We start from the raw sequence: 14,927 nt of genomic DNA, 5'->3' as shown, positions 1-14,927 counted from the left end.
AGGTTAGAGCGCCGCACCGTAGGCTTGAACGGTGAACGACGTCCTGACGTGGTTGCTCGATGCCGTGCAGAGCGTCGATCCGGTGTTGCGCACCATCCTCGCCGGTGTGGCCATCATGCTTGAGACGAGCGTGCTCGTGGGCCTCATCGTGCCCGGCGACACCGTCGTGCTCGTCGCAGCGACCGCGGTCGGCTCGGTCGCCGAGGGCGTCATCCTGGCGCTCGTCGTGATCGTGGGCGCACTGATCGGCGAGAGCATCGGCTTCTGGCTGGGCCGCTGGCTGGGGCCGCGCATCCGGTTCTCGCGACTCGGCCAGCGCCTCCGCGAAGACAACTGGACGCGCGCCGAGCTCTACCTGCGCCGCCGCGGCGGCCCCGCGATCTTCCTCTCCCGGTTTCTGCCGGTGCTGCACTCCCTCGTGCCGCTCACCGTCGGGATGAGCGGATTCTCCTATCGCCGGTTCATGGCGTGGACGACGCCCGCGTGCACCGTCTGGGCGATCGCGTACGTCGGGGTCGGCGCGGCGGCCGCGGGCACGTATCGGGAGCTCTCCGATCGGCTGCACTACGCGGGCTACCTGTTCGTGGGCATCCTCGTCGCGTTCCTCCTCGCCGCCTACGTCGTCAAGCGCCTCATCTCGCGCGGCGAAGCGCGTCACATGCGCAGCCGCGACGGCGACGAGCCGCCGTCGCCCGTGGGAGACTGAGACGATGTCTGCGAAACCCGCACCCCGCACCAAGGTGCTGTGGATCGCACGCCTCGAGTACCGCTTCCACGCGTGGCGCGAGCGTCGGGCGCGCGCCCGGGGCAACCGCGCCAGCATCGCCGCCTATCCCGGGTACGGCAGCGAGGAGTGGGTGCGCGTGCTCGGCCGCGTGCTGATCGTGCCTCCGCTGCCGACGAAGTACCGCGGTGAATACGCGAACGTGCGGGGCTGGCGCTCCTTCGCCGCGGTGCCGGTCGGCTACGCCCAGGTCACCGTGACGATCGACGGCGTGAGCCACGAGGTCGTCGCCGACCGCGGCGGCGTCATCGACACCGTGCTGCCGGCGCGCCTGGCACCCGGCTGGCAGCCGATCACGATGAGCGTCGAGGGCTCGGAGCCGGTCGAGACGCGCGTGTTCATCGTCGGTGCGGATGTCCGTTTCGGCGTCGTCTCCGACGTCGACGACACCGTGATGGTCACGGCGCTCCCCCGCCCGCTCGTCGCGGCGTGGAACTCGTTCGTGCTCGACGAGCACGCGCGTCAGCCCGTGCCCGGCATGGCGGTGCTGCTCGAACGGCTCGTGCGCGACCACCCCGGTTCGCCGGTGATCTACCTCTCCACCGGCGCGTGGAACGTGGCGCCGACGCTGCAGCGGTTCCTGCGCCGGCACCTCTACCCGCCGGGGGCGCTCCTGCTCACCGACTGGGGGCCGACGCACGACCGCTGGTTCCGCAGCGGCCGCGAGCACAAAGAGGACAACCTGCGACGGCTCGTGCGCGAGTTCCCGCAGGTGAAGTGGATGCTGATCGGTGACGACGGCCAGCACGACGACGACCTGTACGCGGCGTTCACGAGCGAGTTCCCCGATCACGTCACCGCCGTCGCGATCCGGCGCCTGTCCCCCGCCGAGGCCGTGCTCGCCGGCGGTCGCACCGCCGTCAACGACCACTCCGCCGCGTCGGTGCCGTGGGTGTCGGAGTCGGACGGCGCGGAGCTGCTCGACCGGCTGACCGAAGCGGGTGTCATCGACGGCGACTGAGCCGTGTCGGCGGCCGCGCGTAGGCTGGCTGCATGTGCGGACGTTTCGTCGTGGCCGCGAGCGGCTCAGAGCTCGTCGGTGTCCTCCGAATCGACCTCGAGGGCGATGATCTGCCCGCGCCCTCGTTCAACGTGGCCCCGACCGACCGCGTCGCGATCGTGCTCGACTCGCCCAAGACCGAGCCCCCGACGCGGCGGCTTGAGGCGGCGCGGTGGGGCCTCGTGCCCGCGTGGGCGAAGGACCCCTCGATCGGTTCCCGAGCGTTCAACGCGCGCGCCGAAGAGGTGGAGGACAAGCCGATGTTCCGGCAGGCCCTCATCAAGCGACGCGCCGTGATCCCGGCATCCGGCTACTACGACTGGCACACCGAGGACGGCGTGAAGACGCCCTACTACATCCACCCCGCCGACGACTCGCCGCTGCTGTTCGCGGGACTCTACGAGTGGTGGAAGGATGCTTCGAAGCCCGACGACGATCCGCATCGCTGGCTGCTGAGCTTCACGATCATGACCCGCGGGTCGACCGGCGCCCTCGGCTCGGTGCACGACCGCATGCCGCTGTTCATCGACGCCGACTACGCCGACGTGTGGCTCGACCCGACGACCGACACCGTCGGCGACCTGCTCGACGCGACGATCGACGCGGCCCCCGCGCTCGTCGACGGCCTGGCGATGCGCGAGGTCGGGCCCGCGGTCGGCAACGTACGCAACAACGGGCCGGAGCTCATCGCCCCGGCCCGTTGAGGGTGCGGCTCAGGAGAACGCGACCGTCGCGTTCTCGTCGTTCAGCACGATCACCGGAGTGATCGGCGAGAGGCCGGCGGCGCGGATCTTCGCCGGATCGAACCGGATGAGCGGCGTGCCCGCCTCGACGTGGTCGCCGGTCTTCACGAGCGTCTCGAAGCCGTCGCCCTTCATCCCGACGGTGTCGATGCCGACGTGGATCAGCAGTTCGGTGCCGTCGTCGAGCGCGAGCCCGATCGCGTGACCGGTCGGGAAGACGGATGCCACGGTGCCGGCGGCGGGCGCCACCACGGTGTCCCCGGCGGGGTCGATCGCGAGCCCCGGGCCCATCGCCCCCTGTGCGAACATCGCGTCGGGCACGTCGGCCAGCGCGACGACCGTGCCCTCGACCGGCTGGCGAAGGGCCAGCGTCCGCGTCCCCGTCGTGGTCACGGTGGCGACGCCACCGCCGTCGGTGCCGTCCGCGGGCAGGTCGCCGGCGGCCTGGGCTGCCTCGATCCGGGCCGTCCGGCCCGAGATGAGGTCGTCCATGGCATCCTTCACGAACTGCACGTTCAGACCGTAGACGACCTGCACGGCGTGCCCGCCCGTCTTGATCGTGCCGGCGGCGCCGGCGCGCTTGAGGGCGTGCTCGTCGATCTTCGAGGGGTCGGCGATCTCCATGCGCAGGCGGGTCGCGCAGTTGTCGACGTCGATGATGTTGTCCTTGCCGCCGAGGCCCGCGATGAACTTCTCCGCGGTGCCGTGGTAGCCGGTGAGGCTCGTCTCGAGGTTGTCGGCGTCCTGCGCGTCCTCCTCGTCCTCACGACCGGGCGTCTTCAGGTTGAAGCGCTTGATCACGAAGTAGAACGTGAAGAAGTAGATGAAGAACCAGGCGACGCCCATGATGAGCAGGATCCACGGGTTCTGCGCGAGCGGGTTCGCCCACTGCAGCACCATGTCGATGAAACCGCCCGAGAAGCCGAACCCGAGGCGCGTCGGCAGCCACGCCGCGACGCCCACCGAGATGCCGGTGAACACCGCGTGGATGAGGTACAGCCACGGCGCGAGGAACATGAACGAGAACTCCAGCGGCTCGGTCACGCCGACGAAGAACGAGGCGACGGCGGCGGAGAGCATGATGCCGTAGGTGACCTTCTTGCGGGTCGTCTTGGCGGTCAGGTACATCGCCAGGGCGGCGCCGGGGAGGCCGAACATCATGACCGGGAAGAAGCCCGCCATGTACTGACCGGTGACGCCGTACACGCCCGCGCCGTTGCTGCCGGCGAGAAAGTTCACGAGGTCGTTGATGCCGGCCACGTCGAACCAGAACACCGAGTTGAGGGCGTGGTGGAGGCCCGTCGGAATGAGGAGGCGGTTGAAGAACCCGTAGAGGCCGGCGCCGAACGGTCCGAGGGTCGAGATCCACTCACCGAACGTCACGAGCCCGGTGTAGACGACCGGCCAGACGAACATCAGGATGACGGCGACCACGAGCGAGAGGCCGGCGGTGACGATCGCGACGGAGCGCTTGCCGGAGAAGAACGAGAGCGCGTCGGGCAGCTTCGTGTCTTTGAACTTGTTGTAGCACCAGGCGCCGATGAGACCGGCGATGATGCCGACGAAGACGTTCTGCACCTTGCTGAAGGCGGGGTTGACGTCGTCGACGCTGTCGAGGCCCTGCAGGTTCTGGATGGTCGCGGGCGCCAGCAGCGTCGTGATCGTCAACCACGACACGAGGCCGGCGAGAGCCGACGTGCCGTCGGTCTTGTTCGCCATGCCGATCGAGACGCCGACCGCGAACAGCAGCGGCATGTTGTCGAGCAGCGCACCACCGGCGGCGCCGAGGAAGGCGGACACCGTGTTCGCGCCGCCCGCGGCGGAGCTGATCCAGTAGGAGATGCCGGAGAGGATCGCGGCGACCGGCAGCACCGCGACCGGCAGCATGAGCGATCTGCCCAGGCGTTGGAAGAACTTCATTCTCGACTCCATCCGAGGAACGGGGAACGAACGGGACAGCCGTTCCCTCCGACGGTATCGAGAATCCGCCGTCACATACAGCCTTTTCCCAGGAATGTGGGAACCCCGTATCTCCGCCGTCGCGGGGCGGTAGCGTACGGGTGCTGTCCTGCATCGAGCGGAGCGAGAGGATCACCGACATGGGCAACCCACCGCGCGACGAATCGGCGGCGCGCCGCAGCAACGTCTTCCGGCGCCGGCCGGCGGTCGGATCGGCGCCCGACGCACCGGCGACGCGACGGACGCGCTATGTCGAACGCGGCCACCTCGTCCGGGCACCCCGAGAGACGAGCGTCGCCGACGCGGAGGCGTTCGTCGAGGGAGCCCAGGGACGCACCGCGCTGCTGCTGTACCCCCGCCCCTCCCCGGAGGACGTGGATGAGCTCGCCGCCGCGTGGCACCTGCATCCTCTTCTCGTGGAAGACCTGCACCACGCCGGCCAGCGACCGAAGCTCGAACGCTACGGCGACACGCTCTTCCTCGTGGTGCGCTCGGCCTGGTACGTCGACGCGGCCGAAGACGTCGACTTCGCCGAGTTCCACATCCTGGTTCGGCCCCACGCCGTGGCCGTGTTCTGTCAGGACGGCCGGTGGATCGACGGTCACGACGCCGACGACGCGTCGGGGGCCGCCGACCGGGGCGATCAGACGCTGCTCGACGACGAGCAGCTGCTCGACCACGGTCCCGAGGCGATCGTCTACCGCCTGCTCGACGCGATCGTCGACGGATACGTCCCGGTGCTGCGCGGGCTGGAGATCGACAAGGAGCAGATCGAGCGGCAGGTGTTCAGCGGGGATGCGGGCGTCACCGAGCGCATCTATCGGCTCAGTCAGGAGGTGATCGACCTCCGTCAGGCCACGGCGGGGCTCACCGAGGTGCTGCGTCTGCTGCGTCAGGGTTTCGAGCGGTACGGCATCCCCGCTCCCCTGCAGACGTACCTGCAGGACGTCGCCGACCACCTCAGCCGCGTCGACACGCAGGTCGTCGAGCTGCGGGAGTCGCTGACGCAGATCCTCACCGTCAACGGGACGCTCGTCGCGCAGCGGCAGAACGAGGACATGAAGAAGATCTCGGGCTGGGCGGCGATCCTCTTCGCGCCCACGCTCATCGGCGCGATCTACGGCATGAACTTCGAGAACATGCCCGAACTGAGCTGGACCTTCGGCTACCCCCTCGCGATCGGCGCCATGGTCGCGTTCGCGCTCGTGCTCTACCTCATCTTCAAACGCCAGAAGTGGATGTGAGCGGGCCGCTCAGGCCGCGGCGGTCTCGCTCGGCGCCGGCTCGTGCTCGTCGGTCGCCCGCCCGATCGAGCAGTCGCGCGAGATAACTGTAGGCGGCGAGGCGTTCCATCGCTTCTTGCTCTGACAGCTCAGTGCGCGTATGCGTCGTCACGTTGCGGACCGTCAGGTTCAGGCCGGTGGCCAGCAAATTGAGTGCCTTCGCGAGCGGTTCGAGACCGCCGCGCATGCTCCTCACCGTCTTGTCGTCCAACGCTCCTGGCCAGGTGAGTTTCGGTTTGCCTGGTTCCTGCGCACCGGGTGAGAGCGTCTGCTGCCAGAAGACCGTGTCATCGACATCGTTCCGGCCGAGCCGTTCCTTCCAGTGGACTGTGAGGCCTTCGGCTGCCTCGCGGACTACCACTCGGTACTGGTGCGTAGCCCAGTGTGCGGAAGCGCCGGACCAGACCACAGGGTGGAGCTGCGTGGGGGCGAAAGTCGGCAAGTCAGAGTCGGTGCGGGACTCTGCGTCCACGATCATCGCGTCCAGTCTGCCCTTGACGTTGGCGGCCGTCGTGCGAATGTCCCGAGGTGCAATCGGAGCCTTTGGTGCAGACATGAACGACCAGTTGGAGATCGGGTCTATCGCTCCGATGCCCGCGATCGCAATGTAGGCGCCAGTTACCGAAACCGCGCTCCGGGAACTGGAGCGTCAGCCAGCTCCACGACGAACTCACCTCGCGCGGACTGCGCAGCCTGCCCACGCCGAAGAGGCCGGCGAAGCCCTTGGCCGTGTCCACCATCCATCGCCTCCTGACCAACCCGTACTACAAGGGCGATGTCAGTGCGCCGTCGAGGCGACCCAAGTCCACGGCCACTACCTCAAAGGCACTATCCACTGCGGCCAGTGCGGTTCGCGGCTCATCGTCTCCAACGCGAAGAACCGCCACGGCAACGTGTACTGCTACTTCGTCTGCTCCGGCCGACACTCCAAGCGGACCGACTGCACGCGCCAGGCGATGCTCATCGAGGATGTCGAGAAGCTCGTCGAGGACTACTACTCTCGCGTGCAGATCACGCCGGCTCAGCAGGACGCACTCGCAGGGATGCTCCACCACGAGTTCGAACGGCTCATGGCCGCCGAAACCGAGGAATTGGAACGCCTCACCACCAGCCGCGACCGGCTCGAAAGCGAGCAGGACCGGCTCATGCAGGCGCACTACGCCGACGCGATCCCGCTGACCGTGCTCAAGCGCGAGCAGGACCGCATCGTCGCCGAACTCGACAAGGTGACCCGACGTATCGACGCGCACTTCGGCGACTACGCCGACGCTCGCGCCCACCTCGATGACGCGCTCGGCCTGCTCGCCAACTGCGCTGACATCTACGCCCGCTGCGACGACACCAACCGGCGGCTGTGCAACCAGGCGTTCTTCACGAAGGTCTTCATCGACGAGGACAACGAGTTGCGCGTCGAGCACAACCGGCCCTTCGAAATGCTCCTCGATCCGCAGGTCAACGCTAACGCGCTGACCTGGGCCGCAGACATGAACAAGGCCCGAACCTCTGCCAACGTTTCCATTGGCAAGGGTTCGAGCCTTGTGCGTGCGGTGGACGTTGCGGGAGGCTTGTCGAAACTTGCCCCGCCGTTGGTTCGGATCGGTTCGATGCACCAGTCGATTCGCATCCGCGTGCTCAAGGCCGGCCACGAGGAGCCGCTCCCGCGTAGGCTCCCTCGCGCCGGCAAGGACCTGCTCGACGTGGCGCAGAGACAGTACGAGGCTGGCGCCACGTTGCGAGAGCTTGCCAACGAGATCGGGATCGGTCGGGAGCGACTGGCCTTACTGCTGCGGGACCGGGGTGTACGGATGCGGCGTGCTACACCGTCGCCGGATGAGGTGCGGGAGGTGGCTCGTCGCTATGCCGGTGGTGAGTCGCTCGAACGCGTGGGCAAGCACCTGGGATTCTCACCCAGCACAGTCCGCAACCATCTCCGATCTGCCGGCACAGTGCTGCGTGATGCGCACGGACGTGAAAGATAGCGAACCACGTCGATCGCCGAGACTGGGCGCCGGGGCGGCTGTGACAACCCGATCAGGCAAGATGAGGGGCATGGGAGTGGATCGGGGCAGCGATGAGCGTCTGCGGATACTGACGTTCTGGTGGATGTTGGAGTTATTCAGCCCGCAGCGGGTACCAGCGTTGACGCGTCGAGCCACCCGCCCGTCGGATCGTCAGGTGATCGCGTGGCAATCGGGTGACCCTCTCCCCTGGGAGACGTTGGCTCCGCCCGAGCCGTTCAACGGGACCCGAAGGGTCTGGCGTCACACCGTATATCTGGGCGTCTACAAGCTTGAAGCGACCTACGAGGCGTTGGGCCGTGTGTTCGGCGAGGATCCCGATGCCTACGACAAGCGGCCTGAGGGTGAGAGCGCCTGTGCCGGGATCCTGATCAATCACGACGGTCGTCTCGTCACCGATTCGGCGGTGCTGTCCTCGGCGCTCTGGGCTGCCGGTCGTACGCGAGATCCAGGACCGAGCAACCCGCGCTGGATGGACGGGTTCGACGAGACCGCGGGAAAATTCGTCGACTCGATTGACGCCTTTGAAGGCGCCCGCCGTGATGCCGATGGCGGAGAGCAGCCACCGCCTTACGACTCGGACTCGCTGGACGAGTTGCTGAAGCTGTCCCATGTCGCCGCCGGAGTCGACGACTTCGATGACCTTGCGGACGATCGCGTGGTCATCGAGAGCGTGGCGGTGTCGGCACGACGAGCCGAAGACGGCACGGACACCGACTTCTTGAACAGCTTCTACCTCGACGACCTCGCGGCCTTACGCGACCATGTCGCACGCGGAGATCTCGGCGCCGGCCTCGCCACGTATCTCACCGGCGACCAGACGCTGCCTGTGTCCGACCGGATCGATGTCGTCACACACCCGGGCGCGGTCGACGCAGGAACCGGGATCGAGCGCCTCCCCAAGGGCCGATGGCCGGCTAACCCGGACCACTCGCTGGCCCTGAGCCAGCAGTTCGCCGTCAATCGAGCGCTGAACGACCTCGGGCACAGCAGTGGTCTAATGGGCGTCAACGGTCCGCCGGGCACGGGCAAGACGACCATGCTGCGCGATATCCTCGCCGGGAACGTCGTCGAGCGAGCCCGACGACTCGCAGCGCTGACTCGGCCATCGCATGCCTTCACTGAGGTTACCCATCGATGGTCAGACGGCGAAGGCCACGACCGGATCGTTCGCCAACTCAAACCCGAGCTGACAGGGTTCGAGATGGTCGTCGCGTCGGCGAACAACGCGGCCGTCGAGAACGTCACCACCGAGATCCCCGACGAGGACGCAATCGAAGCGCCGTGGCGCGGCCGCATCGACTACTTCGGTGATATCGCGACCGAGATCCTCCAAGACGTGACTGGCAGCGACTCCACCAGCGACGCGACACCGCCAACAGCCTGGGGTCTCGTCGCCGCTCGACTCGGCAGAAAGAGGAACCGTTCGGCCTTCCACTCAGCATTCTGGTTCGATGAGAAGGACCCCAAGACCAAGAAACCTGTCGAGAACGGCGTTCCAAGGATGCAGACCAGGCTGGTCCAGTGGCGCGACGGCAAGGTTCCCTACAAGCCCTGGGCTCAAGCACGCGAAGCCTTCTGCACTGTCGAGCAGCGCGTCGACGCACTCATCCGACAACGGGCGCAGGCCGAGGATCGGCTCCGGCGAGTCCCAGAACTCGCTGAACGTGAACGCGGTCTGGAAGCGGCGATCGAACAGGGACTCCGAGATCTGAACCGGGCCCAACATGATCTGTCTCAGCATCAGCCCGTTCAGCAGCAGGCAGACGCAGCCCGCGCGCAAGCCACTGACAGCCACGACCGACACCTTGCTACGAAGCCCGGCGTACTGGAGACACTCTTCTCCTTCGGGCGAGCCGTACGAGCGTGGCGCGCACACCTCAACGACCTGTCGCGAGCACAGGACAACGCCGAGCAACACCACCGAGAAGTGCACGATCGTGGCCAACGGCTCCGTGATGCCGTGCACCATGCCCATGCACGGCTGTCCTCAGTCCAACACGACTTGGACGGGCTCCGAGATCAACGGGCCAGGCTTCAGGCTCTGTGTGCTCAGGACGAAGAACGGTTCGGTGTGGCCTATCCCGGCCCGGCATGGCAGGGCGACCAGCGAGAGCTGCACGCCCCCTGGCTCGACAAGGAGCTTGACACCGCCCGGTCGGATCTGTTCGTCGCGGCACTCCAACTACACCAAGACTTCCTCGCCAACACCGCACGCGACATGCTCAACGTGCTGCGCGCCGCCGGTGAGGTCGTCGCTGGGAACTACCCCCGCGACCTCGAGCCCGAGAAGCTCCGGGCTGCCTGGCAACTGTTCTTCCTCGTCGTCCCGTTGATATCCACAACCTTCGCCTCGGCCAGCCGGATGTTCAGCGGCATCGGCTCCGAGGCGATCGGCTGGCTCCTCATCGACGAAGCTGGACAAGCCTCACCCCAGTACGCCGCCGGCGCGATCTGGCGCGCGCAACGCATCGTCGCAGTGGGCGACCCGCTCCAGCTCGAGCCCGTCGTCACACTCCCCGAGAAGGCACAACGCAACATCGCCAGCAACTACGGCCTCAGCACGACCTGGATCCCGCCACATGCCTCCGTCCAGACCCTGGCCGACCGCATCACGCCGTTTGGGACCCAGCTGGATCAAGGCGAGGACAAAGTCTGGGTCAGCGCGCCACTCCTGGTGCACCGACGCTGCGACAACCCGATGTTCACTCTGTGCAACCAGATCGCCTACAACAACCTCATGGTCAACGGCGTCCACCGTGATCTCGACGACCCCGACGAGCGCTTCGACAGCCCAACCGGACCGCTCATCGCCCCCAGCTACTGGGCCGACGAGCCGGCCAACAACCCAGGCAGCCATCTCCAACCAAGCCAGATCGAGCGGTTCGAGAAGGCCCTCGCCTACTTGAACGACCACGGCATCCCGCCGTCGGAGGTCATCGCCATCTCCCCGTTCCGAGCCGTCGCAGATCGCCTCCGCAGCCTCATCCCGAAATATCAGGGCCTCCAAGCCGGAACCATTCACACAGCGCAAGGACGCGAGGCCGACGTCGTGATCCTCGTCCTCGGAGGTGACCCCAGCAAACCGGGAGCACCCGCCTACTGGGCACGCACCCCGAACCTTGTCAACGTTGCCGCCAGCCGCGCCAAACGCCGCCTCTACGTCATTGGCGATCGCTCCTTTTGGGCGCGCCACAACTACTTCCGAGACCTGTCCAACGCACTCGTTCAATAGCCCGTACAGACGACGCGGGCGTCGATGTTTGTTTCGTCGAAGATCCGTACGGCTATTGCCACTCAGTCCGATCCGTAGACCTCAAACCCACCTTTGGTCACGGGGACTGCTGCACGAATAGGTGACTGTGAGTCTTGAGGTGGCTGGTCCGGGACCGGCTGCTGAAGGATGGCGTTGGCCGGCTGTAACTGCTGTGACCCAATAGGTGACTGACCTGTGTGAGCGGTGTCCTCGAACTGAATTGTCCAGCGGAAGCAGGTCGGCCAGCGCCATCCCGGCCCACCTCGGTGACCTGATCAGAAGCTTGTCCAGCCCCGCCGTAGCGAGGCTGTGACTCATCACAGTCCTGCCCCGAAGTGACTCCTACCCGGGCTGGCACTGGCCGTCGCGGCCAGCCCATCTGTCTCAAGTAGGAAGGACCGAGCCGCAATGACTATCGTCGCGCACGCCCACCCGTTCGTCATCGGTGTCGACACACATGCCAAGACCCACGCCCTATCGATCCTCGCCACACCGAGCGGCGAGATCATCGAGGAGGCGACCTTCCCCACCACCCGTAGCGGCCTGGCGCGGGCCGTCGCCTGGGCAGGGCGTCGAACTGGTGGCGATCTCACGGTGTTGTGGGTGATCGAATGCGCCGCCACCTACGGCGCGCAACTCGCTCGCGCCGTCGCCGACACCGGCTACACGGCCGTCGAAGCTGCGCGGATGAACGCCAAAGCCAACCGCGGAATCGGCAAGTCCGATCAGTTGGACGCCCGCCGGATTGCCGCCGCCGTGCTGCCCCTCGAGGTCGACCGGATGCGCCAGTTGCGCTCGGACGACGCAGTACGTGCAGGATTGCGCGTACTGGTGACTGCTCGGGAGCTGATGACAGGCGAGCGGACGGCCAACGTCAACGCACTGCTCGCCTTGCTGCGGATGGTGGATCTGGGCATTGACGCGCGCAAGCCGCTCACGAGAACGCAGATCGGCGAGGTGTCCCATTGGCGCGTCCGCCATGAAGAGGTCGGCATTGCAACGGCCCGGAACGAAGCCGTGAGGCTCGCCAGACGCATCACCGCTCTGGACAGCGAGCTCGCCGAGAACATCGCGGCTACGACTGCGCTCCTCGCTCAGTCGCCGGCAAAGGGGCTCTTCGCAGTTGAGGGTGTAGTCGAGGGTCGGCGGCTGGTTCGCGGATAGACGTCGAGGTCTTCCAGGATGGAAGTTCTCACACTGCCCATCTGCCGGAAGACCTCGACTTGCGCCACCCTACGTTCGCGACCCCTGACCTCACCACGTTCTGCCGTCTCGATGAGCTCGGCCTCGAAGCCATCGGCCAGTTGATCGAGCCCGACCGGGCGGTACTCGAGTGCCGCGTCGTTGACGATGACCCGTGGTGTCGGAAGTGTGGCGCCGAGGGCGTGCCGCGCGACACCGTGACGCGTCCGCTCGCGCACGAGCCGTTCGGTCACCGGCCCACGACGCTGCTGGTGCGGGTACGCCGCTACCGGTGCGGCCACTGCCGCCGCACCTGGCGGCAGGACACGACGAACGCGGCGGCGCCGCGGGCGAAGATCTCCCGCGGCGGGGTCGGGTGGGCGCTGAAGGCGATCGTGGTCGACCACCTCACCGTCTCCCGCGCCGCGGCAGGCCTGGGGGTGTCGTGGCACACCGCGAACACCGCGATCCTCGCCGAGGGCAAGCGGCGGCTGATCGACGATCCGGCCAGGTTCGACGGCGTCACCACGATCGGCGTCGACGAGCACGTCTGGCGTCACACCCGGTTCGGTGACAAGTACGTGACCGTGATCATCGACCTCACGCCCGCCCGCAACAAGACAGGTCCCGCACGGCTGCTGGACATGGTCGAGGGTCGGTCGAAGGCGGTGTTCAAGCAGTGGCTCGCCGCCCGGCCCAAGGAGTGGTCGAAGCAGATCGAAGTAGTCGCGATGGATGGGTTCAGTGGGTTCAAGACCGCCGCGTCCGAGGAACTCCCCGACGCGGTCCCGGTGATGGATCCGTTCCATGTCGTCCGGCTCGCCGGTGACGCCCTGGACCGGACCCGGCAGAGGGTTCAGCAGGACACTCTCGGGCACCGCGGTCAGCCGGGGACCCGCTCTACGGGGTCCGCCGCACCCTCCACACCGGCGTGAGCTTCCTCACCGAGAAGCAGACTGCACGGCTGGACGCGGTGTTCGCGGTCGAGGAGCACGTCGAGGTCGAAGCGACCTGGGGCATCTACCAGCGCATCGTCGCCGCCTACCGCGAACCCGACAAGAAGAAGGCGAAGGAGATGATGCGGTCGGTGATCGATTCCGTCAGCAGTGGCGTCCCCGCGATGCTGGCCGAGATTCGCCGGCTCGGTCGGACGTTGAAGCAGCGCGCCGCGGACGTCCTCGCGTTCTTCGACCTGCCCGGCACGAGCAACGGTCCGACAGAGGCGATCAACGGCCGACTCGAGCATCTCCGCGGCTCCGCGCTCGGCTTCCGCAACCTCGCGAACTACACAGCCAGGAGCCTGCTCGAGGCCGGAGGTTTCAGACCCTCGCTACACCCTTGATTCCGAAGAGCCTGAAATCTCGCCTCATTCTCATCGTGCCCGAGTGAACGACATCGCCAGCAACCGTATCGTCTACCGCTGCATCGATCCTCCGAAGGGTAGTTGAAGCAACATCGCGGGTGCATCCGGTTGGGTAGTCTGCTCTAAAGGAATCGACGATCCGTTCGAGCCGATTGTCACGGCGCGCATCAGATTCGTTTTGACGCGCAAGTGCAAGGGCATCAGCGAGCCTCTCTATGAGAGCCCCAAAGTTGTCATCGAGAGCGGGTACACCAGTAGGCCGCGATCCTCCCGAAGCCTCTGATTCGTCCAGATATCCAATCAGCTCTTTCGCAAATCCGACCTTTCCGATCCCAGTTTCAAAATGATCTTCGAACGCTTCCGATAGAGCATCCCACAAACTGCCGCCTTTCTCCGCAACTAGGCCAGCAACAGTGTCAACAGCGAAACTGTTCATCAATTCATCATCCACACCTAAGAATCGTTGAGCGTAGCGACGAGCCGAAGCGATGGCAACATTCAAGGGCACAAGATCCTCTGGCTCTCTAACAACAACCCCTTCAGCATGCTCCACCTTCTCATCCGTAGCCCATTCCGCAAGATCAACGACGAGATCATCCGAAACCGTTGGTTTGCCATGAGCTCCACCACGCTTGATCTGGGTCTGTCCGATAAACGGTGTGTGGGGTCCGGCGGTTTTCATTAGTAGGTGGTTCTCTCGAACCGTCCGGCGAAGGTGATCGCGAACGCGTTGAGCGCTGGCTTCCACCTGATCACCCAGCGTGCCCTGCCGCCGCCGGTGGGGTCAAGCGAGCGGGTCACGAGGTAGAGACACTTCAACGCGGCTTGCTCGTTCGGGAAGTGCCCGCGCGCCCGGACCGCCCTGCGGTATCGGGCGTTGATCGATTCGATCGCGTTCGTCGTGCAGATCACCCTCCGTATCTCGACGTCGTACTCGAGGAACGGCACGAACTCCGCCCAGCCGCTCTTCCAGAGCTGGATGATCGCCGGGTATCGCCCACCCCACTCGGCGGCGAACTCTTCGAACCTGTCTTTCGCGGCCTGCTCGGACGGGGCCGTGTAGACCGGTCTGAGCGCCTTCACGATCGCGTCGCGGTGTTGGCGGCCGGCGTAGCGGAAGCTGTTGCGGATCAGGTGCACGATGCACTGCTGCACAACCGCCTGCTCCCACGTCGTGTTGATCGCTTCGGGGAGTCCCTTCAGCCCGTCGCAGACGCTATGCCGACATCGGCATAACGTCTGTTATGCCGTGCTCGCGGTTATGCCGATGATGCTCGGGCGGTCCTGGTCAGCGGCGGTGGGCGGGCTCCGGTTGTCGGCATAATCGTGTGATCCTGAT

At 66.3% G+C, this 14,927-nt stretch carries 10 protein-coding genes and 3 pseudogenes; 9 read left to right on the top strand and 4 right to left on the bottom strand.

Annotated elements, in window-relative coordinates; genetic code table 11:
* Positions 1-31: 31 nt before the first annotated feature.
* The 3 genes from FHX68_RS02195 to FHX68_RS02185 are packed head-to-tail and all read left to right on the top strand — an operon-like array spanning position 32 to position 2,488.
* Positions 32-706 carry a DedA family protein gene (locus FHX68_RS02195; RefSeq protein ID WP_141379527.1) on the top strand — a complete coding sequence of 225 codons (675 nt, stop codon included), beginning with the start codon at positions 32-34 and terminating at the stop codon, positions 704-706.
* Between the two features lie 4 nt (positions 707-710).
* Positions 711-1,745 carry an App1 family protein phosphatidate phosphatase gene (locus FHX68_RS02190; protein WP_141379529.1) on the top strand — a complete coding sequence of 345 codons (1,035 nt, stop codon included), beginning with the start codon at positions 711-713 and terminating at the stop codon, positions 1,743-1,745.
* A 32-nt stretch (positions 1,746-1,777) separates the two neighbouring features.
* Positions 1,778-2,488, top strand: coding sequence for an SOS response-associated peptidase (locus FHX68_RS02185; RefSeq protein ID WP_141379531.1), 711 nt, complete (start codon positions 1,778-1,780; stop codon positions 2,486-2,488).
* A 9-nt stretch (positions 2,489-2,497) separates the two neighbouring features.
* On the opposite strand, the gene nagE is transcribed toward FHX68_RS02185, so the two are convergent.
* Positions 2,498-4,447 (bottom strand): N-acetylglucosamine-specific PTS transporter subunit IIBC, encoded by a 1,950-nt coding sequence (gene nagE / locus FHX68_RS02180; protein ID WP_141379533.1) that lies wholly within the window; start codon positions 4,445-4,447, stop codon positions 2,498-2,500.
* Positions 4,448-4,626: 179 nt separating this feature from the next.
* Here nagE and FHX68_RS02175 point away from each other — a divergent pair, with 179 nt between their 5' ends.
* On the top strand, positions 4,627-5,730 hold the full coding sequence (locus FHX68_RS02175) for a magnesium and cobalt transport protein CorA (RefSeq protein ID WP_141379535.1): 1,104 nt from the start codon (positions 4,627-4,629) through the stop codon (positions 5,728-5,730).
* Here the strand turns inward: FHX68_RS02175 and FHX68_RS02170 are convergent.
* Positions 5,708-6,325: a TIGR02391 family protein gene (locus FHX68_RS02170; protein ID WP_141379537.1), complete on the bottom strand. Its 618-nt coding sequence runs from the start codon at positions 6,323-6,325 to the stop codon at positions 5,708-5,710. The two genes, FHX68_RS02175 and FHX68_RS02170, sit on opposite strands and share 23 nt — an antisense overlap.
* An 85-nt stretch (positions 6,326-6,410) precedes the next feature.
* On the opposite strand from FHX68_RS02170, the pseudogene FHX68_RS16235 reads away from it, so the two are divergent.
* The 5 genes and pseudogenes from FHX68_RS16235 to FHX68_RS02150 form a co-directional block, all read left to right on the top strand.
* Positions 6,411-6,707: pseudogene (locus FHX68_RS16235) on the top strand (recombinase zinc ribbon domain-containing protein); the annotation flags it as partial.
* Between the two features lie 18 nt (positions 6,708-6,725).
* Complete coding sequence (locus tag FHX68_RS15665; protein ID WP_229661450.1) at positions 6,726-7,748, top strand: helix-turn-helix domain-containing protein; 1,023 nt, start codon at positions 6,726-6,728, stop codon at positions 7,746-7,748.
* Between the two features lie 196 nt (positions 7,749-7,944).
* A complete protein-coding gene (locus FHX68_RS02160; protein WP_307723047.1) occupies positions 7,945-11,022 on the top strand; it encodes a DEAD/DEAH box helicase in 3,078 nt (1,025 codons plus the stop codon).
* A gap of 429 nt (positions 11,023-11,451) precedes the next feature.
* Positions 11,452-12,207 carry an IS110 family transposase gene (locus tag FHX68_RS02155; RefSeq protein WP_141920019.1) on the top strand — a complete coding sequence of 252 codons (756 nt, stop codon included), beginning with the start codon at positions 11,452-11,454 and terminating at the stop codon, positions 12,205-12,207.
* A 59-nt stretch (positions 12,208-12,266) separates the two neighbouring features.
* Positions 12,267-13,567, top strand: a pseudogene (locus tag FHX68_RS02150) (ISL3 family transposase).
* Here FHX68_RS02150 and FHX68_RS02145 read toward each other — a convergent pair.
* The gene (locus FHX68_RS02145; RefSeq protein WP_141920017.1) at positions 13,545-14,270 is read right to left on the bottom strand and encodes a hypothetical protein; all 726 of its coding nucleotides are present in this window, start codon (positions 14,268-14,270) and stop codon (positions 13,545-13,547) included. The pseudogene FHX68_RS02150 and the gene FHX68_RS02145 sit on opposite strands and share 23 nt — an antisense overlap.
* Positions 14,270-14,803 (bottom strand): annotated as a pseudogene (locus tag FHX68_RS02140) (IS256 family transposase); the annotation flags it as partial. The gene FHX68_RS02145 and the pseudogene FHX68_RS02140, both read right to left, overlap by 1 nt.
* Positions 14,804-14,927: the final 124 nt, after the last annotated feature.

The sequence above is a fragment of the Microbacterium lacticum genome (genome assembly GCF_006716815.1).
Taxonomy (GTDB): domain Bacteria; phylum Actinomycetota; class Actinomycetes; order Actinomycetales; family Microbacteriaceae; genus Microbacterium; species Microbacterium lacticum.
Note: the sequence above shows the minus strand (reverse complement) of the source record. Positions and strands in the feature narration are given on the sequence as shown.

Bases quoted from the DNA above. Each gene is read 5' to 3' on its own strand.
- FHX68_RS02175 (WP_141379535.1), top strand. From the start codon at position 4,627: ATGGGCAACCCACCGCGCGACGAATCGGCGGCGCGCCGCAGCAACGTC.
- FHX68_RS02145 (WP_141920017.1), bottom strand. From the start codon at position 14,270: ATGAAAACCGCCGGACCCCACACACCGTTTATCGGACAGACCCAGATC.
- FHX68_RS02155 (WP_141920019.1), top strand. From the start codon at position 11,452: ATGACTATCGTCGCGCACGCCCACCCGTTCGTCATCGGTGTCGACACA.
- FHX68_RS02170 (WP_141379537.1), bottom strand. From the start codon at position 6,325: ATGTCTGCACCAAAGGCTCCGATTGCACCTCGGGACATTCGCACGACG.
- nagE (WP_141379533.1), bottom strand. From the start codon at position 4,447: ATGAAGTTCTTCCAACGCCTGGGCAGATCGCTCATGCTGCCGGTCGCG.
- FHX68_RS02190 (WP_141379529.1), top strand. From the start codon at position 711: ATGTCTGCGAAACCCGCACCCCGCACCAAGGTGCTGTGGATCGCACGC.
- FHX68_RS15665 (WP_229661450.1), top strand. From the start codon at position 6,726: ATGCTCATCGAGGATGTCGAGAAGCTCGTCGAGGACTACTACTCTCGC.
- FHX68_RS02185 (WP_141379531.1), top strand. From the start codon at position 1,778: ATGTGCGGACGTTTCGTCGTGGCCGCGAGCGGCTCAGAGCTCGTCGGT.